Source organism: Actinomadura sp. NPDC000600, assembly GCF_040492135.1.
Lineage (GTDB): Bacteria > Actinomycetota > Actinomycetes > Streptosporangiales > Streptosporangiaceae > Spirillospora.
In genome coordinates this window covers 265,539-288,439 of sequence record NZ_JBEUPD010000004.1, presented here as the reverse complement: position 1 = coordinate 288,439, position 22,901 = coordinate 265,539, and the positions used below count along the sequence as shown (strand labels likewise).

Sequence of the window (22,901 nt, the reverse complement as noted above, 5' to 3'; positions counted from 1 at the left end):
GGGGGCGCCCTCCACCAGGTCAGGGGATTCTCGCCGGACGAGCACGCTCCGTACGTTGCGTTCATCGACTCACTCGAAGGGATCGCGATGACCACAACGGAGGCGGCCTCCGCGGCGCAGCCCGTACGGGCCGCCCTGGTCGGCATTCAGCACGTCGGGCTCACCGTCACCGACGTCGAGGCGAGCGCGGCCTGGTACCAGAGAGTCCTGGGGCTCCGGCGCCAGTTCGACGAACCGCACCATCGGAGCGACAAGGGCGGCTATTCGATCGTGCTGGGCACGGACGACATGGCGTTCAACCTCGGGCTCGACCACCACCCCGGGAACGGAGGGGAGGGATTCGACCCCGTCAGGACCGGCCTGGACCATCTCTGCCTCCAGGTGGCGTCGCTGGACCGGTTGCACGCGTGGACGGCGCGGCTCGACGCCGAGGGCGTCGCGCACTCCGGCGTCTACCCGATGGAGGGCATGCCGATCTCGCTCCTCACCTTCCGCGACCCCGACGGGATCCAGCTCGAGCTGATCGCCTTCCACTCCTGACCGCCGCACGAGAACGACTGGAGAACCCATGGACACGACGCATTCTCAGGGGACCACGCCGCGCGAGGTCATGGACGAGGTGCTCGCCCGCCACTTCGCCGCGGAGGAGGCCCACGACCGGCCGGGGATCCTCGCCACGCTCACCGACGACGCCGAGCACGAGCCGGTGGGGTTCCCCGGCGCCCCGTTCCACGGACACGACGAGCTGATGGGCTTCTACGAGGCGCTCTTCACCGAGCTCGAGCAGGTCGCCGTCGAACCCGTCCGCCGGCTCCACGGCCCTGGCTTCCTCGTCGACGAGGTGCAGTACCGCGGCAGGGCGTACCGGAACTTCATGGGCTTCGACTTCGGGCCGGACGGCAGGCCGGTCGACTTCCGGCTCCTCCACGTCTGCGAGTTCACCGGCGACCGGATCAGCCGCGAGCAGGTGTGGCTCGACGTGAACGCGATCCGAGCCCAGGCGCGCTGACGGATCCGTCCCCGGGCCGAGCGGGACCCGAGGCCGTCCGCGGAGGGGGGCGTGACAGGATGTGACCTGTCGTGACCCCCATGCCTCCGCTCAGGTCAGTGCGCGCGTCGATCTTCGCGACGGTGTGCGTGATCCTGACGTGCCTCGGGCACTTCACGGCGTCGGGCCGTCCGATCGCCGTCTGGGCGGTCGGCGCGGCGTTCGCGGGCACGCTGGGGTTCGCGTACGTCCTGGCAGGGCACGAGCGGTCCCTGGCCACGATCATGGGCGGGCTGCTGGGCGGCCAGTTCGTGCTGCACACGCTGTTCACCGCCGGTCACGCGCACCATGCGGCCGGTCGGCCGGTCGTGCACGATGATGACGCCTCCGGCGGTCTCGGCATGACGCTGGCGCACTTGCTGGCCGCGGTCGTCTCGGCCTGGTGGCTGCGGCGAGGTGAGCGCGGCGCCTGGCGGCTGGCACGCCTGGCGGCCGGGGCCCTGCTACGCCCGCTGCTGCTGTCCTTGCAGGTCGCGGAGGTCCTCGACGGACCTGCCGTGGTCCCCGGCGAAGCCTTCCTGCCGCGCCCGCGAAGCCCGGTGCTGCGGCACGTCCTGGTCCTGCGCGGCCCTCCGGCCGGTGCTCTGGCGCGTTGACGCGCCTGACGTGACGACCCCTGCCGCGGGTTGTCTTCACCGTGCGCTCACGCACGGTCCGTTCCAGCACCAGCCGAAGGACTTCACATGCTCAGCAAGAACGACGTGCGCCTGCCTGCCCTCATTGCGGGCCTGGTCGCCTCTTCCCTGCTCCTCGCCGCCTGCGGCGGTGAGGCATCCGACACCGCCCCTCCGGCCGCGCCGACGGCCCCCGCCGCCGGGAGGGCGGCGGCGCTGACGGTGACCGATCCCTGGGTGAAGACCGCGGACAAGGGCATGTCGGCGGCGTTCGGCAGCCTGGTCAACCCGACCGGCGCCGACGTCACCGTCGTCTCGGTCACCACCCCGGTCTCGCCGAAGGCCGAACTGCACGAGGTCGCCGGCACGGGCGGAATGACGAAGATGCGGCCGGTCAAGGGCGGTTTCGTCGTCCCCGCCGGCGGCCGCCTCGAACTCAAGCCGGGCGGGTTCCACATCATGCTCATGGACGTGAAGACCCCGATCAGGCCGGGTGACCGGGTCGCGTTCACCCTCACCTTGAAGGACGGCGCCACGGTCCCGTTCAGCGCCCTCGGCAAGGCCTTCGAGGGCGGCAACGAGTCGTACGCGCCGGAGGGCTGATGTCCGCGCGGAACCTCAGCCGGCGGGCCCTGTTCACCGGTGGGGCGGTGGTGGCGGCCGGACTGGCCGCCGCCTCGTCCTGCGGCCCCGACCGGCCCGCCGGGACGCGACCGCACGACCAGCCGCCGCCCGGGATCGAGCCCTTCCACGGACCCCACCAGGCCGGCATCGCGACGGCCCCGCAGACCCACGCGGCGTTCGTCGGTCTCGACCTCAGACCCGGCGTCGACCGCGCCGGACTCGGCCGGTTGATGCGGCTCCTCACCGACGACGCCCACCGCCTCACCCAGGGGCGGCCGGGCCTGGCCGACGCGCAGCCCGAACTCGCCGATCTCCCGGCCCGACTCACCGTCACCTTCGGGTTCGGCCCAGGCCTGTTCGCGGCCGCCGGACTGGAACACCAACGACCGTCCGCACGGCTGCCCCGGTTCGACGTCGACCGCCTGGAGGACCGCTGGAGCGACGGCGACCTGCTCGTCCAGGTGTGCGCCGACGACGCCGTCACACTCGCGCACGCCGTGCGCTTCATCGTCAAGGACGCCCGGGACTTCGCCGCCGTCCGCTGGACCCAGCGCGGCTTCCGCCGCACCGCCCAGCCGCCAGGCCAGACCCAGCGCAACCTGATGGGGCAGCTCGACGGCACCGTCCAGCCCGCCGACCTGGCCAGATCCGTCTGGATCTCCGATGGGCCCGCCTGGCTGCGCGGCGGGACGACGATGGTCCTGCGCCGGATCCGGATGGACCTCGAGAAATGGGATCGGGCCGACGACGCCGCCAAGCAGTTCGCGATGGGGCGCGACATCAGGACCGGAGCCCCGCTCACCGGTGAGCGCGAGCACGACGAGCCCGATCTCGCCGCCAAGAACGGCAACGGCTTCCCGGTCATCCCCGAGGAGGCCCACATCCGCCTCGCCCGCGCCGACGACCCGTCCCTGCGGATCCTCCGCCGCGGCTACAACTACGACGAAGGGATCACTCGGGAAGGCGTCGTGGATTCCGGTCTCCTGTTCGCCTGCTACCAGGCCGACCTCGACCGTCAGTTCACACCCGTCCAGAAGCGCCTCGCCGCCTCCGACATGCTCAACCTGTGGACGACGCCCATCGGCTCCGCCGTCTTCGCCGTCCCACCCGGCTGCCGACCCGGCGGTTGGATCGGCGAGACCCTGCTGGCCTGACCCTGTGAACACCTGGTGTTCCGCCGCACGACGGTCAGCGCGTCGTGCGGCGGAACACCGCCTGGCCGCAGCCGTCAGGAAGGGAGCCTTCCCGACCTTCGGGCTTCGGCGAAGGGACTTTCGTCCCTGGGGCGGGCACGGCCGAGTCGAGAGCCTTGGTCGGTCCGCTGGACCGGTCCGGCCGCGACAGGCCGGATCGACGTCGTTCCCGTCCCGAAAGGTCTGTGCCATGCCCGCCACGCCCGACGCCGACTCCGCCGGTTCCCGTCCCGCAGACTGCTTTCCGGCGTCCGAGACCGCGTTGCTGCGCGACCTCGAGCCGGTCGTCGCAGCCGAGGTGGACCGGCATCTGTCGGCGGCCACGGACTGGTCCCCTCACCAGTACGTGCCGTGGAGCCGGGGACGCGACTTCGAGTTCCTGGGCGGCGAGGGCTGGGAGCCGGGCGATTCCACCGTGTCCCCGCAGTCGCGGGAGGCGCTGCTGGTGAACCTGCTGACCGAGGACAACCTGCCCTACTACCACTCCGCCATCTCCCACATCATGGGCGGTGACGGCGCCTGGGGCTTCTGGGTGAACCGGTGGACCGCCGAAGAGGCCCGGCACAGCATCGTGATCCGCGACTACCTGACCGTCACCCGTGCCGTCGACCCCGAGGAGCTCGAACGGTACCGGATGGCCCACATGCAGGGCGGATACCAGCCCGACCATGGAGAAAGCCTCCTGCGCGGCCTCGCGTACGTGTCGTTCCAGGAGCTGGCCACCAGGGTGTCGCACCGCAACACCGGCCAGGTGTCGGGCGATCCGGTCTGCGAGCAGCTCATGGCGCGAGTGGCGTCCGACGAGAACCTCCACATGGTCTTCTACCGCAACGTCATCGCGGCGGCCTTCGAGGCGGCGCCGGACGAGACGATGCGGGCGGTCGCCGACGTGGTCACCGGGTTCCAGATGCCCGGCCACGCCATCGACGGGTTCTGGCGCAAGTCGGTCGCCATCGCGAACGCGGGGATCTACGACCTGCGGCTGCACCACGACACCGTCCTCAAGCCGGTCCTGCGGTACTGGCGGGTCCACGACCGCACCGACCTCGGACCGGCCGGAGAGGCGGCCCGCGAGCGACTCGCGGCGCATCTGGAAAGCCTTAACACCGCGGCCACCCGATTCGAGGAGCGCCGCGCCGAACGCCGCGCCCGCCAGGCAGCCCGCAGACAACAGTAAGAACGCGGCCCGCTACCAGTGACCCACGGAAATGTATGGCGTTCGAGGTGTCACCCGCTTCACTGGCGAAAGCAGTTGCGAAGAATGGTCTTGCAGGCGGGCTGCCGCCGCCGCACGCGGGCCCGCACGCGACATGAGAACAAATGCCCGATGAGCCAGGCGACGGAGGGAGCCGGGCCTCACGCAGGAACCGGGCACGCGCCTCGCTCCCGTGGCCTCCACCCCGCCGAGCAACGAGATCACCTTGACGCGGCCCGCCGGTCCAGAGCCGATGGCCCCCAGGGGCTCGAGGCAGAAAGATGAACGCCGGTCACGGCGTCGAGGCCACCAGGGGACCGCATCGGGACGATCAAGCCCTCAGATCGTCTATGACGAGATCGCTATGTCGCCCTTCCCACCCGTCGTGAGAGTCGACGAACGTCCGTCCCGTCGACCTCGCGAGGGTGACGATGTTGGACAAGAGAAGTATCACCTTGACCTCAAGGCTCCGATAGGTAGATCGACCTGCGCGCCGGCGCTCAACAGACTGGTTACCTCAAGTTCCGTCCGCGCTCACGAGAACCGTGGTACTAGTGAGGGCATGACTGAAGATTCTACCGATTACCCACAACTCGGCCTGCTGGACCTAGCGGCGGACCTATCAGTTCCAGATGTTTATTCGGGAAGCGATTTTACGCTCTACCTTCATATTAAGAATCCATTCCAAAAACAAATCTGGATCCGCTCGGTCGAACTGAGTCTGCCAACGCAGTTGCATTGGCGCGCGCCCAGCAAGGCTCCAGTGAGGAATAAAGTCGATCCAGAAATAATCAACAACATCGAAAGACGGATCAACCAAAGAGAAGAAAGGATGGCGGCAATCAGAAAACGGTTGCAGAATCGGGATGTCGAGAGTGAAGTCATCCAAAAACTGGATAGTGAACTAGATGATCTGGAGAAAAAGAATGAAAGCGACTGGTACGTCATCGCCTCCTTGCGGGCCCATATGGTCGTCACTGCAGATAAAGGTGGCCAGATAAATCTAGGAGATGTGGCGACGGAGTCACTTGCTATAAATGCACAGCGCGATTCCCAGATCTACATAGGTGATGTGAGGGCTCTAAGTAGCGCAGAGCAAGAGCGGATTCCACTCATTGGCTCTCTGCCCAGGAATGTCGCGCTAGAACCTGGATGCACCGACGTCTGGACAATCCGCCTCGGCAGTAGTCGGAACCCGTTTTTTATTCCAGCTCAATATCGCCTTCAACTCACCGTCATCTACGGCCTTGAGCCAATGAAGGGCGGCAAGCCGACCGCGGGCGAAGATCGGGTCGTGGGCGAGGGGCGAACGTTTTCGAACACTACAGCACTTATTGTGTCAGTAAAAGCTGCGCTGTGGAATGTGATATCTGGCGGACTTGTGGGAGGTGCAATTGGGAGTGTCGGGAGATCTTTGCAAGGTGCCAGGTCATTGGATCTTTTGTTTGATCAGCAGCTCTCTGGTGCAATTGGCGCACTGTTGCTCGCCTTGATACTCAGTGGTGCGGGTATAGTTTTTGCTGCCAGAAAATCCAATACCCAGGCGTTCATTTCAGTTGAAGATTTTTGGGGAGGGCTGCTGGTTGGCTTTTTGATTGGATATTCTGGTACGGCGGCGTTTAGTAATATTACTGGCGTGCCGACCGAATGAGATCGGAAATCGAGCAAACGCCGAGTTGGACGGTTCCGGACTTGCATGGGGGCAGGGCCCATAGCCTGGGTCGGTGGACGGGCGGCACCTGCCTGCCCGCAGTGGCCCGTCATGAGGCGCCCGCACGAGGTCTCCGGCGCACGTCGGGAAGCGGGCCCAGCGGCACGGTGCGGGCCCGGGTTCCCTAACGCTTTTCGCGCCTGCCGACCGGGCATCGGACTGGTCCTGTCGCGGGCTCCCAGTAGAGGCGTCGCGGCCAGGCGTAGAGTCGGCGGTGCGTGCGGCCCGGATTCCAGGACCGCCTTGAAGATGTACAGACCCCATGGACCGCATAGGGGCCGAGCAACCGCAGTAGGCTGCACGCGGCCGCGTCCAACCGGACACCGCAAGAAGTCCCTGGCCGGTGTTTGTGCCGGTCAGGGGTTCTTTGTTGCTGTGGGTGTGGCGCCCCCGGCAGGATTCGAACCTGCGGCACCCGCTTTAGGAGAGCGGTGCTCTATCCCCTGAGCTACGGAGGCATGTCGTCGCTCGCGGGTAGAGCGTAGCGGACGGCACCTACAGGGTAGAGGAAGGTGAGTGGTGTGCGCTCCCCGTTATGCCGCCGCGCACTAGGCCGCGCGGGGGCGGTGTGGGTACGCTTCCGTCCCGTGACGGGACGGCATCGTGGGCAGCCGAAGGACCAGGGCGCCGAGGAGCCGGCGGGCGAGGACCCGCCGCGCGGGAGGCGGGTCGCGGTCGTCGCGGCGGCGTTCGCGGTGCCCGTGCTCGTCGCGTCCGTGATCGCGTTCGGGCTGCGGGACGAGCCCGTCCGGGAGCGGCCCGAGTCGGCGGGACGGTCCGCCGAGAGCACGTCGCCGGCGCCGGAGGGCGAGCCGACGTTCGGGAGGTACGTGCCTCCGGAGGCGGAGCCGCAGGTGGCGACCAAGCCGCCGAAGCGGGCGCCCAGGCCGGCGGTGACGCCGCCGCGCAAGGCGAGGCCCGCGCCGTCGCCGTCCACCTCCGTACCAGGGCGTCCGTGCCCTGCGGGGTGGGAGGACGTGTGGTGGATGCGCCGGTGGTGTGAACATCACCGAGGTCGCTGAACCGGTTACGGACAGGTCATCGTAGAACCTGTAGTAGCGTTCTCGCGCTGATCCGATTCTGGGCATCAGGAGGAAAACCACCGTGCCGTACCCCAGGTCGGCGGCGCTGACCGCGGTCTTCCTGGTGATGGTGACGCTCTCACCGTCCGGCGCCGCGAACGCGGCCGCGGGGGCCGACCCGCTCGAGTCGCTGCGCCGCGAGGCGGCGAAGGCGCGCACCGAGCTCGAGAAGGCCACGAAGCAGATGGAAGGCCGGAAGAAGACTCTGGCCGCCTCGCAGGTGAAGCTGCGCACCACCCTGAAGGACCTCGCCGGCGCCGAGGCGGAGCTGAACCGGATCCGCGAGCCGCTGTCCAGGCTCGCGAACACCTCCTACCAGCAGAGCGGCGCGGCCGGCTCGATGGCGATCTTCGGGGGCGGCGACCCGAGCACGGCGCTGCGGTCGACGGCGGACGTGACGCTGATGGCGAGGTCGCAGCAGGCGCTCGTGGACCGTGCCGACGAGCTGCAGGACCGCCGGAAGCGGCTGGCCTCCGCGGCGCAGGAGCTGCAGTCGCGCAACGCGGTCGACCAGACCCGCCTCCAGCAGGAGGTGGACGGGTTGAAGAACCGGTCGGCGCAGCTGACGAAGCAGCTCAACGCGATGCTCGACAAGCTGGCGACGACGCGGCAGAAGCGGCTCGAACTCGGGTGCGACAAGTCGCTGGCGAAGGACGCGAAGAAGTTCCCCAACGGGCTCATCCCGTCGAAGTACCTGTGCCCGCTGCCGCAGAAGGGCGGGCACATGCTGCGGGCGGACGCCGCCCTCTCCTTCTACAAGTTGAACGAGGCGTACAAGCGCAGCTTCGGCCGCGACATGTGCGTGACGGACGCCTACCGGAGCCTGTCCGAGCAGCACCGCGTGTACGCGCAGCGGCCAGGCTTCGCCGCCGTGCCCGGGACGAGCAACCACGGCAAGGGGCAGGCCCTCGACCTGTGCGGCGGTGTGCAGAACTCGGGTTCCGCCCAGTTCAACTGGATGGAGGCCCACGCCGGGAAGTACGGGTGGATCCACCCGGCATGGGCCTACAGCAACCCGTTCGAGCCCTGGCACTGGGAGTTCGGGACCGAGGAAGGGTGAGCCTCGCGGCCCGCCGTCAGGGGGAGGTCGGGACCTCGTTGGCGGGGACGACCTCCGCGGTGCAGTAGCGGCAGCGGCGGGCCTTCACCGGGATGTCGCTGAGGCACTGCGGGCACTCGCGCTCGGTGGCCTCCTTGCCGCGGTCCATCCGCTCGATGAGCTTGGCCGTCGGGAGCACGACCAGGAAGTAGACGATCACGGCCGTGATGAAGAACGCGATGGCCGAGGTCACGAACACGCCGTAGGGGAACGTGGTGCCGTCGACGGTGACGGCCAGCCGGGTGTAGTCGGGCTTGCCGCCGAGGAGCGCGATCAGCGGGGTGATGAAGGAGCTCGCGAAGTCCTTCACGAGGCCGGCGAACGCCGCTCCGACGACGAACGCCACGGCGAGGTCGACCAGGTTCCCGCGGAAGAGGAACTTCTTGAATCCGCTCATAACGGCTCCAGGGGGTGTCGGGGGTGGCGCCCCTGGCTGAGAGGGCGCCGGAAACGGCTACGGATCGTATTGAAGTCGTCCACGATTCGCCAAGTCGCCTTCCGGACCGCTGACCTGCGCTCTCAGGTCAGGGGCCGGTGATCGTCAGGGCGAGTGGGGCGCCGGCCCCGGCGAGGGCCGCCGCCTGGGGGCGGTCGGTCGCCAGGACGACCAGTGCGCCGTTCTGGGGCCCGTCCTCCGCCGGGGGCGGGACCGCTATGACCGGTACGTCCGACACCACCATGCGGGACGCCTCCCAGCGGCGCCCCGTGCCGGGTGGTTCGCCCGTGGCGGGCTCGGAAGGGGCGGTCAGGACGTCGACGCGGTCGCCGGGGCGGACGAGGCGGACGGCGCCCGCGTCGGCCAGGCGGACCGGCGCGGCGACCGTGCCCGGGCCCTGGCCGCGCAGGAGGCCCGCGCCGACGACGCGGGCGTCGGTGAGGGGCTCGCCCCGGCGCATGGGGCCGGCGAGGACGCGGCCGGCGCCGCCCGAGCGGAGCGCGCCCGCCGGGACGGCGGCCGCCGGCAGGTCGAGGCCCCGCAGGTCGGATGGGGCGAGTGACGTTCCGGCGGGCAGGTCGCGGGCGGCGGCGAGGACGCGGACGGACGGCGGCGCCCCGGGCCGGAGCGCCAGGAGCGCGAGGCCCGCGGCGGCCGCGGCGAAGAGCGCCGCCAGCGGCCGCCGCAGGCGGGCTAAGCGGACGCTCACGGCAGTTCCAGGGGGAGCTTGATGCCGTCCAGGACGTTGGGGCAGGGGCAGGAGCGCTCGGCGGGCAGCGCCTTGACGACGTCGGCGACGACCCCGCGGAGCCGGTCGATGTTGTCGCCGAAGACGCGCAGGACCTCCTCCATCGTGACGCCCTCGCCCTCCTCGATGCCCGCGTCGAGGTCGGTGACGAGGCAGAGCGAGGTGTAGCAGAGCGCCAGCTCGCGGGCGAGGACGGCCTCCGGGTGGCCGGTCATCCCGATCAGCGTCCACCCCTGCGAGGCGAACCACTGGGACTCGGCCCGGGTGGAGAAGCGGGGGCCCTCGATGACGACGAGGGTGCCGCTGTCGACCGGCTCCCACCCCGAGGCGCGCGCGGACTCGGCGACGGCGCGGCGGCCCGTCGGGCAGTAGGGGTCGGAGAAGGAGACGTGGACGGCGGCGCCGTGCTCGTAGTAGGTCTGGTCGCGCCCGGACGTCCGGTCGGCGAGCTGGTCGGGGACGGCCAGCGTGCCGGGCCCGTGGTCGGGGGTGAGGGAGCCGACCGCGCACGGCCCGAGCACCTGGCGGACGCCGAGGGACCGCAGCGCCCACATGTTGGCCCGGTAGGGGATCTTGTGCGGGGGGAAGCGGTGGTCGCGGCCGTGCCGGGGGACGAACGCGACGCGGCGGCCCGCCAGCTCGCCGATCGCGATGGGGTCGCTCGGCGGGCCGTAGGGGGTGTCGACCCGCACCTCCTCGACGTCGTCGAGGAACGAGTAGAACCCGGAGCCGCCGATGACGCCGATCTCGGCGGCGGGTTGGGACGCGGAAGCCGAAGTGGACATGTCGCCGACCCTAGCCACCCGGGCGCCGTCCCCGGCAGGCCGTCCACCGATTGTGGATAACTCCGCGGCGGAGCGGGCGAGGGGCCCGGCCGGAGCCGGGCCCCTCTCCGCGTCCGACGACGTCAGCCGACCGGGTCCAGCACCTTGGCCGGTTCCGTCGGCGCCTCCTTGGCGAGGCGTCCCGGCGTCCAGATCCGCCGCCCGATGTCGTAGGACAGGGCGGGCAGCAGCAGCGACCGGACGACGAGGGTGTCGAGCAGGACGCCGAACGCGACCGCGAAGCCCATCTCGACCATGAACACCAGCGGCAGCGTGACCATGGACGCGAAGGTGGCCGCGAGGACGAGGCCGGCCGAGGTGATGACACCGCCGGTGACGGTGAGGCCCCGCTGGATGCCGCGCCGCGTGCCGAGCGTCTGCGACTCCTCCCGGACGCGGTGCATCAGGAAGATGTTGTAGTCGACCCCCAGCGCGACCAGGAAGATGAAGGCCAGCAGCGGGAACCCGGAGTCGGTGCCCTCGAATCCGAAGGCGTGCTCGAAGATCACCGCGCAGGCGCCGAGCGAGGCGAGGAACGACAGCACCACGGTGCCCATCATCAGCAGCGGCGCGACGAGGGCGCGCAGCAGCGCGATGAGGATGAGGAGCACCACGCCCAGCACGATCGGGATGATCACCTTGTTGTCGCGGGCCGAGGCGCGCTTGATGTCCAGGGACGTCGCCGTCATGCCGCCGACCTTGGCGTCCGCGGACGGGACGGCGTGCACCGCGGACCGCAGGCGGTCGATGGTCTCGCGTGCGGCCTGGCTGTCGGCGGCGTCCTTCAGCGTCGCCTCGAACTTGACGTCGCCGTTCGCCGTGACCGGGGCGCTCACCTCGGCGACGCCCGCTGTTCCCCGCACGGCTTGGGCGATCTGTTCGGAGGCCGGCGCCTTGCCGATGACGACGGCCGGCGCGCCCGAACCGGCGGCGTAGTGCCGGGCGACGACCTCCGAGCCCTTCACCGAGTCGGGCTTGCCGGTGAACTGGCCCGCGTCCGACAGGCCGTCCGCCTTGAGCGAGCCCAGGCCGAGGGTGAGGACGATCAGCCCGAGCATGGTCGCGGCCCAGAGCGCGCGCGGGCGCTTCCCGACCATCCCGGCCACGCGGCTCCAGATGCCGTGCTCGGCCTCGTAGGCCTCGGGCTCCAGGTACTTGGCGTCGTAGCGGGGGATCAGGGGCCAGAACAGCCAGCGGCCGCAGATGACCAGGAGTGCGGGCAGGAGGGTCGTCATGGCGGCGAGCGCGGTGAGGACGCCCGCGGCGGCGACGGGGCCCATGCCGGCGGTGGAGTTCATCTCGGCGAGCATCAGGCACAGCAGCCCGACGGCCACGGTGGCGGCGGAGGCGATGATGGCGGGCGCGGCGCGGTGCAGCGCGTACGCCATGGCCTCGTGCCGGTCCTCATGCCGGTGGAGTTCTTCCCTGTAGCGGGCGACGAGCAGGAGCGCGTAGTCGGTGGCGACACCGAAGACGAGGACGGTCAGGATGCCGGCGCTCTGGCCGTTGACGGTGAGGTCCGCGTACTTGGCGAGCAGATACACCGTCGACTGGGCCAGCCCCAAGGCGAAGACGGCGCTGAGCACGGGGACGAACCACAGGACGGGGCTGCGGTAGATGAACAGCAGCAGGACGATGACGACGAGGCCGGCGGCGATGAGCAGGAAGCCGTCCAGGCTCTGGAAGACCTCGAACTGGTCGGCGCCGCCGCCGGCGGGACCGGTGACGTGCGAGGCCAGCCCGGGAGGCCCGCGCTCGGCGAGGTCGCGTGCCTGGTCGACGGCGGCGATGAGGTCCTCGTCCGTCAGCGGCACGAGGGTCTGCAGGGCCTTGCCGTCCTTGGACGGGAACGGCCCCTGCGCCTTCTGCGCTCCAGGCAGCTTCTGGAAGGCCGCCAGGTCGGACTCGGCCTTGGCCCTGTCCGCCGCGGTGATCCCGCCGGACCGCTCGTAGACGACGACGGCGAGCATCGTCTCGTCCTTGCGGAACTGCTTCTCCAACTCGACGACCCGCGTGGACTCGGCCCCGGCGGGCAGCCAGGAGGCCGCGTCGTTCTTCTCGACGTCGCCGAGCTTGCCGGCGAGGGGGCCGAGGGCGGCCAGCAGGACGATCCAGAGGGCCAGGACGGCCCATTTGGTACGCCGTCCGGCGATCAGTCCGGCCAGGCGGTACGACCGCGGCCTGGGGGGAGCCGGGCTAGGTGCGCTCATGGTTCCTCTCCTGTGTGCAACCGGGCGAAATCGAGATATGTCGCGTTGGACCAAAGAGTCTCTCGTCTGGCGAGACATGTCAAGTACTATCGCGAATCCTCGAAAGGCTCACTCCGGGTGAGCATCTCGTTAAGAGAGTCTCTCTAAAGTAGAGCTAAGTCAAGTCGCATGAGAGGAGGAGTCCTGCCGGACTGGGGTCGCCCCCTCGTCTCATCCATGGTCGCGAAACGCATGCGGTGCCGCGTCAGGCGTGGGGACGGACCCGCACTACCTCTTCCGGGGCAAACGAAAGCCGCCGCCTACGCCGGGAGACGTAGGCGGCGGCTCGGAGGAACGGCGAAAGCCGGGGGACCCGGACGGGCCCCCCGGTGCGTGCGGAGAGGTCTTACGAGGTCAGGCGACCTTCTCGGTCGAGGACGACGTCTTGCCGGACGACGAGGACGACGACGAGTCGGCGGACGACGAGGACGAGTCCGACTTGGCGGAGTCGCTCGAAGAGCCGTTGGACGACCCGTTCGACGAGCCGTTGGACGAGGCCCCCACGGTGGAGGACGACTTGCCGGAGCCGCGGCTGTCGGTGCGGTAGAAGCCCGAGCCCTTGAAGATGATCCCCGCGGCGGAGAAGACCTTGCGGAGCCTGCCGCTGCACGCCGGGCACTCGGTCAGCGCGTCGTCGCTGAACTTCTGCACGACCTCCAGAGGCTCGCCGCACTCGGTGCAAACGTACTGATACGTCGGCACGGTTCCTCCTCGCTGCCTCAGCCCGGCGGCGGGCCGGACTGGCACTCACTCTAGACGACTGCTAATGGTACCCATGCGGAGAACAGGATTCGCCCCCGGGATGTTCCCAGGCCGGGCATGGCCCGGGTCAGGTCCCCTTCTCCCCGAACCAGCCCGCCAGCCTGCCCTTGCGGCTGACCGCGCGCAGCCTGCGCTCGGTGGCCTCGCGCACCTCGGCGGTGGTCACGACCAGCAGCGTGTCGCCCGCCTGCAGGGGCGTCGTGGGCTCGGGCACGAAGCTCGCCCCGTCCCGCACGACCAGGGTGATGGACGCGCCGGGCGGCAGCCGCAGCTCGAAGATCTCCACACCGCTCATCATCGAGTCGGTGGGGATCCGCACCTCCAGCAGGTCGGCGTGCAGCTCCTCCAGTGGCGCCGCCTCGACGTCCAGCTCGCGGGTCTGCTCGTCGCTCCGCAGCCGGCACAGCCGCGCCGCGAGCGGCAGCGTCGGCCCCTGGAGCAGGGTGAACACCACGACGATGTTGAACACGATCGCGAAGAGCCGGTCGGCGTTCCCGACGTCCGCGACCATCGGGATGGTGGCGAGGACGATCGGGACGGCCCCCCGCAGCCCCGCCCAGGACGCGAACATCTTCTCGCCCCACGACAGCCCGAAGCCCAGCGTGGACAGCACCACCGAAAGCGGGCGGGCCACCAGCAGCAGGACGAAGCCGACGACGAGCGCGGGAAGGATGTGGCCGGGCAGGTCGCCGGGGTCGGCCAGCAGGCCCAGCATCACGAACAGCCCGATCTGCGCGAGCCATCCGACGCCCTCGGCGAAGCCCCGTGTGGCGGGGCGGTGCGGGAGCCGCGAGTTCCCGAGGACGAGGGCGCTGACGAAGACGGCGAGGAACCCGCTGGCGTGCATCAGGGAGGCGGCCCCGTAGGAGCCGATCGACAGCGACAGCACGGCGATGGGGTAGAGGCCGGAGGCGGGCAGCGCGACGCGGCGCAGCGCCTGCGCGCCCAGCCAGCCGATCGCGACGCCGACGATCCCGCCCGCGACCAGCTCGTACACCATGATGCCGAGCAGCTCCGCCAGGTTGGGGGCGCCGGTATGGGTGCTGAGCGTGACCACGATGATCACGACGGGGGCGTCGTTGAAGCCGGACTCGGCCTCCAGCAGCCCGGTCAGCCGGGACGGCAGGGGCAGCCGCCGCAGCACCGAGAACACCGCGGCCGCGTCGGTGGGGGCGAGCACGGCGGCGAGCAGGAATGCCGAGCGCCATTCCATGCCGACGAGCCACATGGCGGCGAGCGCGACGACGACGATGCTGATCAGGGTGCCGAGGGTGGACACGCTGAGGGCGGCGGGGACCGAGGGCCGCATGCGCCGCCAGCTGGTGGTGACGCCGCCCTCGGCGAGGATGAGCACGAGGGCCGCGAGGCCGAGCGTCTCGGCCAGTTCCGCGTTGTCGAACCGGATGTGGAGGGGGCCCGACTCGCCGATGAGGAGTCCGAGGCCCATGTACGCCAGCAGCGTGGGGAGGCCCGCCTGGTGCGACAGCCGGACGGCGACGATCGCGCTGAGTACCAGCGTGGCCCCGAGGAGTAGCCAGATGTCGAGGTGCACATCCCACCCTTCGAGGTCGTCAAACTTGATCGTTTAGGAATCCTACAGATTCACGGGCCGATCGCATATTTACAGTTGAGGGACGGCGTGTCCGGGATGCCGCTTATCGCCGAATGACCTGTGGTTTTACCCCGTTCACCACGTTCGCTACGTCCCGTCCCTGAACGGCCGCGGTGACGTTGTCGCGCACCATCCCGAGCAGGTTCAGCTGCGACTGCACGGATCCCCCCGCCGTGTGCGGCGACAGAAGGACGTCCTCACGGGAGCGCAGCGGATGGTCCTCCGGAAGGGGCTCCTGCTCGAACACGTCCAGCGCGGCCCCCGCCAGACGTCCCGAATCCAGTGCGGCCAGTACGGCGTCGTCAGGCGCGATGCCCCCGCGCGCCACGTTCACCAGCAGCGCCCTGTCCGGCAGCAGGGCCAGCCGCTCCGGGCCGATCAGCCCCCTCGTCTCCTCTGTGAGCGGCAGGGCGAGGACGAGGATGTCGGACGTCGCCAGGAGGTCGTCCAGCTCCCGGTACGTCGCCGCCGCCTCCGGGCGCCTCCGCCTCGTCCAGTACGAGACGGTGCAGCCCAGGGCCGCGAACAGCCGCGCGGCCTCGGCGCCGATCGCGCCGAACCCGACGATGCCGACCCGCTGCGTGTGGATCTCGCGCGGGTTGCGTCCCGTCATCTCCATCTGCGGCCAGCCGCCCGCGCGGACGGCGCGGTCGCCCCACGCGAGGTTGCGGCACAGCGCGAACGCCGCGCCGACCGCCCACTCGGCGACCCCGCGCGCGTTGAACCCCGCCGCGTTCGCCACGGGCACGCCCGCGGCGGCCCACGCGGCGAGGTCTGTGCTGTCGGTCCCGACCGCGGGCACCTGGACGAACGAGACCCGCGGCGCGGCGGCCGCGGCCTCGGCGTCCAGCGCCAGCCGACCGGTGAAGTCGCCGATCACCAGGTCGGCGCCGGGCAGCGCGGCGAGCAGGCCCGCCCGGTCCCTGGTCCGCGGGAACGTCACCTCGACGGCGTCTCCCAGCGGGGCGAGCAACCCCTGGACGATCTCGTCCGCGATCGGGGGCAGGGAAAGGATCCGCCACGGCGCCGTCATCTCGAACCTCCCGTCGGGCGTACTCGACCGCGTCCCCCAGCCGCGATCTTGGCCCTCTCACTCTACGAGCAGGCCGGCCGTCGCGAGCAGGTCAGCCCAGGCGGACCAGCCCCCGGGACGGCGTCACCGCGGCCCGGACGCGCTGGTCGTGCGGCTCGGCCGGGACGCTGTCGACCAGTTCCCCGTCGTACAGCAGCGCCACGGTCAGGATGGCCGGGCCCACGCGCGCGAGCGCCCGGTCGTAGGACCCGCCGCCGCGGCCGAGGCGCACGCCCCGCCGGTCGACCGCCACCGCGGGCACGAGCACGACGTCCGCGCTGGCCACGGCGCCGGGGCCGCGCGGCGGCTCGGACGACTCCAGGCACCCGCGCGCCCCGGGCACGAGCGAGTCGGGGCCCTCGTAGGAGGCCCAGTCGAGATCGCCGTCCGGGAGCAGGCGGGGGACCAGCACGTACGTGCCGCGCTTCCACAACGCGAACAGCAGGCTTCGGGTGTCCGGCTCGTCGCCTATCGACACGTACGCCGCGATGGTCCCGGCCATCTCCACCTCCGGGAGCGACAGCAGCGCGTCCCGGATCGGACGCGCCGCGCCGAGGCGCTCCTCTGGCGGCATCGCCGCACGTCGTCCCAGCAGTTCGGCCCGGAGGCCGGTCTTCGTAGCGATGTCGTGCACGCTTGGTCCTCGCGGATGACTAGGGTCATTACATGGCCGACATTGCACCAGTGCTCAAAGCGGTCGTCCCGGCGGCCGGCCTCGGTACCCGATTCCTGCCCGCGACCAAGGCGACTCCCAAAGAGATGCTGCCCATCGTCGACAAACCGGCGATCCAGTATGTCGTGGAGGAGGCCGTCGACGCGGGGCTGTCCGACGTCCTGATGATCACCGGGCGCAGCAAGCGGTCCATCGAGGACCACTTCGACCGAGCCTACGAGCTGGAGGAGGCGCTGCGCGCGAAGGGCGACGACGAGCGCCTCGACGCCGTGCACGAGTCCAGCGACCTGGCGATCATGCACTACGTCCGGCAGGGCGAGCCGCGCGGCCTCGGGCACGCGGTGCACTGCGCCCGCCAGCACGTCGGGCGCGAGCCGTTCGCGGTGCTGCTCGGCGACGACATGATCGACGCCCGCGACAAGCTGCTGCAGCGCATGATCGAGGTGCGCGGCCAGCACGGCGGCAGCGTCATCGCGCTGATGGAGGTCGAGCCCGACCAGGTCTCGGCGTACGGGTGCGCGGCCATCGAGGCGACGGACGAGGAGGACGTCGTCCGCATCTCCGACCTCGTCGAGAAGCCCGCCGCCGAGGAGGCCCCCAGCAACTGGATCATCATCGGCCGCTACGTCTGCGACCCGGCGGTGTTCGACGTCCTGGAGAAGACCCCGCCCGGCCGCGGCGGCGAGATCCAGCTGACCGACGCCCTGCGCACCCTCGCCGACATGCCCGCCGACCAGGGCGGCGGCGTCTACGGGGTCAAGTTCCGCGGCCGCCGCTACGACACCGGCAACAAGCTGGAGTACCTGCGGACGGTCGTCCAGTTCGCGGCGGAACGGCCCGATCTGGCGCCGGAGTTCCTCCCGTGGCTGCGCGAGTTCGTCCGCACCCAGGACGGCGTGGGCGACGCCGCGGATTCGTGACGGCACGTCAGACTGGGGCCGTGGGAATGCGAACGGTCGACGAGCATCTGACGGAGATCCTCGGCAGCGTCTCGGCGCTGCCGCCGCTTGACCTGGCGCTGCTGGAGGCGCAGGGCACGGTGCTCGCCGAGCCGGTGACCGCGCCGGTGCCGCTGCCGCCGTTCGACAACTCCGCGATGGACGGCTACGCCGTCGTCGCGGCCGACATCGCCGCGGCCACCGAGGCCGAACCCGTCGTGCTGCCCGTCGTCGGCGACATCGTCGCGGGCGACTCCGGCGTGGCGGCGATCCGGCCCGGCCTGACCGCCCGGATCATGACGGGCGCGCCCCTGCCGGCGGGCGCGGACGCCGTCATCCCCGTCGAGTGGACGGACGGCGGCAACGCCACCGTCCGTATCTCGCGCGCGGCCCCGCCGGGCAACTACATCCGCCGGGCGGGCGAGGACGTCCTCGCAGGCCAGGTCGTCGCCGAGGCCGGCACCCGGCTCTCGGCCCCGCAGATCGGCATGCTCGCGGCGGTCGGACGGTCCCGGGTGACGGTCCGCCCGAAGCCGCGCATCGTGGTCGTCTCCACGGGCGACGAGCTGCGCGAGCCCGGCACGTCCCTGGCGCCCGGCCAGATCTGGGAGTCCAACAGCTTCATGCTCACCGCCGCCGTGGTCGAGGCGGGCGGGGTGGGCTTCCGGCAGACCACCGTGCAGGACGAACCCGCCAAGGTCCTTGAGATGCTCCACGACCAGCTCGTCCGGGCCGACGCCATCGTCACCACCGGGGGCGTCTCCATGGGCACCAAGGACGTCGTCAAGGAAGTGCTCACCGGCACCGGGACGGTGGGCTTCCACAAGGTGCGGATGCGTCCCGGCAAGCCGCAGGGGTTCGGCCTCCTGGAAGGCACTCCCGTCTTCACTCTCCCTGGCAACCCTGTAAGCGCGTACGTGTCGTTCCAGGTTTTCGTGCGTCCCGCCCTACGCGCCATGCAGGGGCTGCCGCCCGAACCGCTTCCCACCGTGAGCGCCGTCCTCGCCGAGGACGTCAAGTCGCCCGCGGGGCTCCGCCACTTCCTCCGGGGCAGGCTGTCGTCCACCCGGGGCTTCCACACCGTCACGGCGGCCGACGTGCAGGGCTCGCACCAGCTCGGCTCCCTGTCGTCCGCGAACGCCCTCATCGAGATCCCCGAGGACGTCGAAGCCCTGCCCGCCGGTTCGCACGTCGAGGTCATGAGGTTGCCGTCATGAGCGCCACGGGTCCGGAGTTCACCCACCTGGACGACAAGGGATCGGCCCGCATGGTCGACGTGTCGTCCAAGGACGTCTCGACCCGGACGGCTACCGCGACGGGGTTCGTCCGGCTGTCGCCCGAATGCGTCGCCCTCCTGCGCTCCGGCGACATCCCCAAGGGCGACGCCGTGTCCGTCGCCCGCATCGCCGGGATCATGGGCGCGAAGCGGGTGCCCGACCTGATCCCGCTGTGCCACCCGATCGCGCTGCACGGCGTCACCGTCGACCTCGACGTCCGCGACGAGGGCGTCGCGATCACCGCGGTCACCCGCACCGCCGACCGCACCGGCGTCGAGATGGAGGCGCTCACCTCCGTCACCGTCGCCGCGCTCGCGCTGGTCGACATGGTGAAGGCCGTCGACCCCGCCGCCGTCATCACCGACGTCCGCGTCGAGGAGAAGACCGGCGGCAAGACCGGGGTGTGGCGCCGATGATCAGGGCGATGGCGGTCACCGTCTCGAACCGCGCCGCGGCGGGCGTATACGAGGACAGGTCCGGCCCGGTGCTGGTCGAGATGCTGGAGGACCTCGGCTGCCAGGTGGACGGCCCCGTCGTCGTCCCGGACGGCGAACCGGTCACCGGCGTCCTGCGCGACGCGGTCGCCGCGGGCTACGACGTCGTCGTCACGTCCGGCGGGACGGGCCTCACCCCGACCGACCAGACCCCCGAGATGACCCGGACGGTCATCGAGCGGGAGGTCCCGGGCATCGCCGAGGCCATCCGCCTGGAGGGCCGCGACAAGGTCCCCGCCGCGATCCTGTCGCGCGGCCTGGCCGGAATCGCGGGCCGCACCCTCATCGTCAACCTCCCCGGCTCGACCGGCGGCGTCCGCGACGGCATGACCGTCCTGGCCCGGGTCCTACCCCACGCGGTCGACCAGATCAACGGCGGCGACCACCCCCGCCCGCCGAGCTAGGCGCGGATGACGCGGACGCCGGCCTCGGCGAAGGCGGCCACCTCCGGCTCGGGAGCCGCCGCGTCCGTCACCAGGACGTCGATCTCCTCCGGTTCGCGGATGCGGGCGAACGCGCGGTGGCCGACCTTGGAGCCGTCCTCACACCGGGCCCCTTTCCCGCGGGCGGACGGGGATGCCGGCCGTGCTTACCTGAGCGTTGCGGCCGTGGAACAATCAGTATCGATCATATGTGCGCATTGGGGGGCCCATGGCGAAGCCGGACGACGACCGCGCCGTCACCTTGACCAACGCGCGGATCGTCCTGCCGGACGGCGTCCGCGACGGCGCCCTCCACATCTCCGGCGGCACCGTCTCCGGCGCCCCCGTCGCCGGTGAGGTGATCGACCTCGACGGGCGGTACGTCGTGCCCGGCTTCGTGGACATGCACGTCCACGGCGGCGCGGGCGCCTCCTACCAGCTCGGAGACCCGGACGACGCCCACCGGGCCGCCTCCTTCCACCTCGCGCACGGCACCACCACCACGATGGCGAGCCTCGTCACCGGCGACCAGGAGGAACTGGCCCGCGCCGTCGCGGGCCTGGCCGACCTCGCCGCCGACGGCGTGCTCGCGGGCGTCCACCTGGAGGGCCCCTACCTGGCCCGCTCGCGCTGCGGCGCGCACGACCCGGCCCTGCTGCGCGACCCGGACCCGGCCGAGTTCCGCCGGCTCGTCCGCCTCGGCCGCGGGCACGTCCGCATGATCACCCTCGCGCCCGAGCTGCCGGGCGCCCTCGACCTCGTCCGGGAGGCGGTGGACGCGGGCGTGATCGCGGCCGTCGGCCACACCGACGGCACCGGCCAGGCCGCCAGGGCCGCCTTCGACGCGGGCGCCCGCGTGGCGACGCACCTGTTCAACGCGATGCGCCCGCTGCACCACCGCGAGGGCGGCCCGGTCGCCGCCGCCCTGAACGACCCCCGGGTCACCGTCGAGCTGATCAACGACGGCGTCCACGTGGAGCCCGCCGTGGCCCGCCTCGCCTTCGCCGCCACGCCCCGCGTCGCGCTCATCACCGACGCGATGGCGGCCGCCGGGATGGGCGACGGCGACTACCGCCTCGGCGTGATGGACGTCGAGGTCCGCGACGGCCGCGCCACCCTCGCGGGCGGGACGTCCATCGCGGGCAGCACGATCACCATGGCGGACGCGTTCCGCCGCGCCGTCACCGACGTCGGCCTGCCGATCGAACGCGCCGCGGGGGCCGCGTCCCTCACCCCGGCGCGCGCGCTCGGCATCGACTCCCGCGTCGGCTCCCTGGAGCCCGGCAAGGACGCGGACCTGGCCGTCCTGGACGACGACCTGAAGATCGCCTGGGTGATGAAACAGGGCCGACGCGTGTGACGGCCGTGCCCGAACGCCCCGCGTGCCCGATTTCTCGGCGACAATTGATGGCGTTCAGACATCCGACCAGGGAATCATGGAACCGTGGAACGTTTGCGGGGATGGCCGGTCACCCTGACCGAGGGCCCTGTCGGGCTGCGCCCGCTGCGGCACCGCGACGCCGCCGTCTGGCGTGAGCTGCGGGTCCGCAACGCCGACTGGCTCCGCCCGTGGGAGCCCACCAACCCCGAGACGCCGCTGTTCCGCAGCGGCCTCGGCCCGTACATCAGCATGGTCCACACCATGCGCCGCGAGGCCCGCCACGGCCTCGCCCTCCCGTGGGTCGTCACCCACGAGGACGAGTTCGCCGGCCAGCTCACCGTCGGCGCGATCGTCTGGGGCTCGGCGCGGTCCGCGCAGATCGGCTACTGGGTCGACAAGCGCGTCGCCGGACGCGGCGTCATTCCCACCGCCGTGGCCCTCGCCGTCGACCACTGTTTCTTCACCGTCGGCCTGCACCGCCTCGAGGCGAATATCCGTCCGGAGAACACCGCCAGCCGCCGGGTCGTCGAAAAACTCGGTTTCCGCGAAGAGGGAATTCGTCGCCGCCATCTGCACATCGACGGCGCCTGGCGCGATCACATCTGCTACGCCCTCACCGTCGAGGACGTGCCCGGTGGCCTGCGCGCCCGCTGGCTGGCGGACCGGAAACAGGCATTTCCCCGGCGCACCTGAGCCGCCCATGACTTTCCCGCCGTAAGAATCCTCCGTTCGAGAAGTCCCGGCAAACGGAGAGTAACGGCGAGATCGATCTCGCGACACACCGCCCCTTATGCTCGTCAACCTCTGACAGCCCCTCGTACCGTGCGGGGCGTGACCCTGCTCCCATTGCACGTTCGCGCGCCGAAAGTCGGCCCGCCTGCCGAGCGTGCCCTGGGGCGGTGGGGCCGATGAGCAGCGCCGTCCTCTACCTCGCGATCGTCGCCGTCTGGGCCGTCGTCCTGGTCCCCATGTGGCTGCGCCGCGACACCGAGACGACGGGGATCTCCCGCCTTCTTCACAAGCGCCCCGACGAGCCCGTCGCCGACGACGAGGAGGAGACCCTCCCGGACGAGGAGACCCCGGCGCCGCGCCGCCCGGTGCGCCGGGCCACCGTCATCGCCCGGCGCCGCCGCCGCACCGCCGGCCTCGCCGCGCTCCTGTTCACCTCCGTCGCGATCACCGCCGCCGGCGTCGCGCCCTGGTGGATCATCGCGCCCCCGGTCCTGCTCCTGGCCGGCCACCTGGCGCTCCTCCGCGTCGCCGTCGGCATGGACGCCGCCCGCCGCCGCGCCGCCGCCCAGGCCCGCGCCGCGGCCCGCGCCCGCGCCCTGCAGGCCCGCCGCGCCGCCGAGACCGCCGAACCCGCCGAGGTCATCGAACTCGTCACCCCCGACGAGGTCTTCGACCAGTACGCCGACGACCGCCGAGCCGTCGGCGAATAACCGGT

Annotated in this window: 24 protein-coding genes and 1 tRNA gene; 16 read left to right on the top strand and 9 right to left on the bottom strand. The window is 71.0% G+C overall.

The window, feature by feature from the left end; all coding sequences use genetic code 11:
* The first annotated feature begins 87 nt into the window (after positions 1-87).
* From ABWI07_RS08555 to ABWI07_RS08525, 7 genes are all read left to right on the top strand, one after another.
* The gene (locus ABWI07_RS08555; protein ID WP_353818124.1) at positions 88-540 is read left to right on the top strand and encodes a VOC family protein; all 453 of its coding nucleotides are present in this window, start codon (positions 88-90) and stop codon (positions 538-540) included.
* A 28-nt stretch (positions 541-568) separates the two neighbouring features.
* On the top strand, positions 569-1,009 hold the full coding sequence (locus tag ABWI07_RS08550; protein WP_353818123.1) for a nuclear transport factor 2 family protein: 441 nt from the start codon (positions 569-571) through the stop codon (positions 1,007-1,009).
* Between the two features lie 98 nt (positions 1,010-1,107).
* Complete coding sequence (locus ABWI07_RS08545) at positions 1,108-1,644, top strand: hypothetical protein (protein ID WP_353818122.1); 537 nt, start codon at positions 1,108-1,110, stop codon at positions 1,642-1,644.
* Positions 1,645-1,731: 87 nt separating this feature from the next.
* Positions 1,732-2,265 carry a copper chaperone PCu(A)C gene (locus ABWI07_RS08540; RefSeq protein ID WP_353818121.1) on the top strand — a complete coding sequence of 178 codons (534 nt, stop codon included), beginning with the start codon at positions 1,732-1,734 and terminating at the stop codon, positions 2,263-2,265.
* A complete protein-coding gene (locus tag ABWI07_RS08535) occupies positions 2,265-3,440 on the top strand; it encodes a Dyp-type peroxidase (RefSeq protein ID WP_353818120.1) in 1,176 nt (391 codons plus the stop codon). The genes ABWI07_RS08540 and ABWI07_RS08535 overlap by 1 nt, the downstream gene beginning before the upstream one ends.
* Before the next feature lie 229 nt (positions 3,441-3,669).
* Positions 3,670-4,656 (top strand): acyl-ACP desaturase, encoded by a 987-nt coding sequence (locus ABWI07_RS08530; RefSeq protein WP_353818119.1) that lies wholly within the window; start codon positions 3,670-3,672, stop codon positions 4,654-4,656.
* A gap of 580 nt (positions 4,657-5,236) precedes the next feature.
* On the top strand, positions 5,237-6,325 hold the full coding sequence (locus tag ABWI07_RS08525; protein WP_353818118.1) for a hypothetical protein: 1,089 nt from the start codon (positions 5,237-5,239) through the stop codon (positions 6,323-6,325).
* Positions 6,326-6,767: 442 nt separating this feature from the next.
* Here ABWI07_RS08525 and ABWI07_RS08520 read toward each other — a convergent pair.
* Positions 6,768-6,843: transfer RNA gene (locus tag ABWI07_RS08520), tRNA-Arg, on the bottom strand.
* A gap of 129 nt (positions 6,844-6,972) precedes the next feature.
* Between ABWI07_RS08520 and ABWI07_RS08515 the strand changes: the two genes are divergently transcribed.
* Positions 6,973-7,407: a hypothetical protein gene (locus tag ABWI07_RS08515; protein WP_149261082.1), complete on the top strand. Its 435-nt coding sequence runs from the start codon at positions 6,973-6,975 to the stop codon at positions 7,405-7,407.
* Positions 7,408-7,489: 82 nt separating this feature from the next.
* Positions 7,490-8,527 (top strand): D-alanyl-D-alanine carboxypeptidase family protein, encoded by a 1,038-nt coding sequence (locus ABWI07_RS08510; protein WP_149261081.1) that lies wholly within the window; start codon positions 7,490-7,492, stop codon positions 8,525-8,527.
* 16 nt (positions 8,528-8,543) lie between these two features.
* On the opposite strand, the gene mscL is transcribed toward ABWI07_RS08510, so the two are convergent.
* The 8 genes from mscL to ABWI07_RS08470 all read right to left on the bottom strand — a co-directional run bounded on the left by mscL (position 8,544) and on the right by ABWI07_RS08470 (position 16,903).
* Positions 8,544-8,963 (bottom strand): large conductance mechanosensitive channel protein MscL, encoded by a 420-nt coding sequence (gene mscL, locus ABWI07_RS08505; protein WP_149261080.1) that lies wholly within the window; start codon positions 8,961-8,963, stop codon positions 8,544-8,546.
* Between the two features lie 127 nt (positions 8,964-9,090).
* Positions 9,091-9,711 carry a Flp pilus assembly protein CpaB gene (gene cpaB, locus ABWI07_RS08500; protein WP_353818117.1) on the bottom strand — a complete coding sequence of 207 codons (621 nt, stop codon included), beginning with the start codon at positions 9,709-9,711 and terminating at the stop codon, positions 9,091-9,093.
* On the bottom strand, positions 9,708-10,535 hold the full coding sequence (locus ABWI07_RS08495) for an S-methyl-5'-thioadenosine phosphorylase (protein WP_149261078.1): 828 nt from the start codon (positions 10,533-10,535) through the stop codon (positions 9,708-9,710). The genes cpaB and ABWI07_RS08495 overlap by 4 nt, the downstream gene beginning before the upstream one ends.
* A gap of 122 nt (positions 10,536-10,657) precedes the next feature.
* Positions 10,658-12,784 carry an MMPL family transporter gene (locus ABWI07_RS08490; RefSeq protein ID WP_353818116.1) on the bottom strand — a complete coding sequence of 709 codons (2,127 nt, stop codon included), beginning with the start codon at positions 12,782-12,784 and terminating at the stop codon, positions 10,658-10,660.
* Between the two features lie 393 nt (positions 12,785-13,177).
* Entirely contained in the window at positions 13,178-13,525 is a 348-nt protein-coding gene (locus ABWI07_RS08485; protein WP_353818115.1) for an FmdB family zinc ribbon protein, read from the bottom strand.
* Between the two features lie 127 nt (positions 13,526-13,652).
* Positions 13,653-15,137: a potassium/proton antiporter gene (locus tag ABWI07_RS08480; RefSeq protein WP_149261075.1), complete on the bottom strand. Its 1,485-nt coding sequence runs from the start codon at positions 15,135-15,137 to the stop codon at positions 13,653-13,655.
* A gap of 103 nt (positions 15,138-15,240) precedes the next feature.
* Entirely contained in the window at positions 15,241-16,230 is a 990-nt protein-coding gene (locus ABWI07_RS08475) for an NAD(P)-dependent oxidoreductase (protein WP_353818114.1), read from the bottom strand.
* Positions 16,231-16,321: 91 nt separating this feature from the next.
* The gene (locus tag ABWI07_RS08470) at positions 16,322-16,903 is read right to left on the bottom strand and encodes a 5-formyltetrahydrofolate cyclo-ligase (RefSeq protein ID WP_353818113.1); all 582 of its coding nucleotides are present in this window, start codon (positions 16,901-16,903) and stop codon (positions 16,322-16,324) included.
* A gap of 32 nt (positions 16,904-16,935) precedes the next feature.
* Between ABWI07_RS08470 and galU the strand changes: the two genes are divergently transcribed.
* From galU to sepX, 7 genes are all read left to right on the top strand, one after another.
* Positions 16,936-17,862, top strand: a complete 927-nt coding sequence (galU, locus tag ABWI07_RS08465; protein WP_149261072.1) for a UTP--glucose-1-phosphate uridylyltransferase GalU — start codon at positions 16,936-16,938, stop codon at positions 17,860-17,862.
* 26 nt (positions 17,863-17,888) lie between these two features.
* Entirely contained in the window at positions 17,889-19,097 is a 1,209-nt protein-coding gene (glp, locus tag ABWI07_RS08460; protein WP_149261258.1) for a molybdotransferase-like divisome protein Glp, read from the top strand.
* Positions 19,094-19,573, top strand: coding sequence for a cyclic pyranopterin monophosphate synthase MoaC (moaC, locus tag ABWI07_RS08455; protein ID WP_353818112.1), 480 nt, complete (start codon positions 19,094-19,096; stop codon positions 19,571-19,573). Before glp ends, moaC begins: the two co-directional genes overlap by 4 nt.
* Positions 19,570-20,055 carry a MogA/MoaB family molybdenum cofactor biosynthesis protein gene (locus tag ABWI07_RS08450; RefSeq protein WP_502912807.1) on the top strand — a complete coding sequence of 162 codons (486 nt, stop codon included), beginning with the start codon at positions 19,570-19,572 and terminating at the stop codon, positions 20,053-20,055. Before moaC ends, ABWI07_RS08450 begins: the two co-directional genes overlap by 4 nt.
* Positions 20,056-20,302: 247 nt before the next feature.
* On the top strand, positions 20,303-21,433 hold the full coding sequence (nagA, locus tag ABWI07_RS08445; RefSeq protein WP_353818110.1) for an N-acetylglucosamine-6-phosphate deacetylase: 1,131 nt from the start codon (positions 20,303-20,305) through the stop codon (positions 21,431-21,433).
* Between the two features lie 93 nt (positions 21,434-21,526).
* Positions 21,527-22,147, top strand: coding sequence for a GNAT family N-acetyltransferase (locus ABWI07_RS08440; RefSeq protein WP_149261257.1), 621 nt, complete (start codon positions 21,527-21,529; stop codon positions 22,145-22,147).
* Between the two features lie 215 nt (positions 22,148-22,362).
* Complete coding sequence (gene sepX, locus ABWI07_RS08435; protein ID WP_353818109.1) at positions 22,363-22,896, top strand: divisome protein SepX/GlpR; 534 nt, start codon at positions 22,363-22,365, stop codon at positions 22,894-22,896.
* The last annotated feature ends 5 nt before the right edge of the window (positions 22,897-22,901 follow it).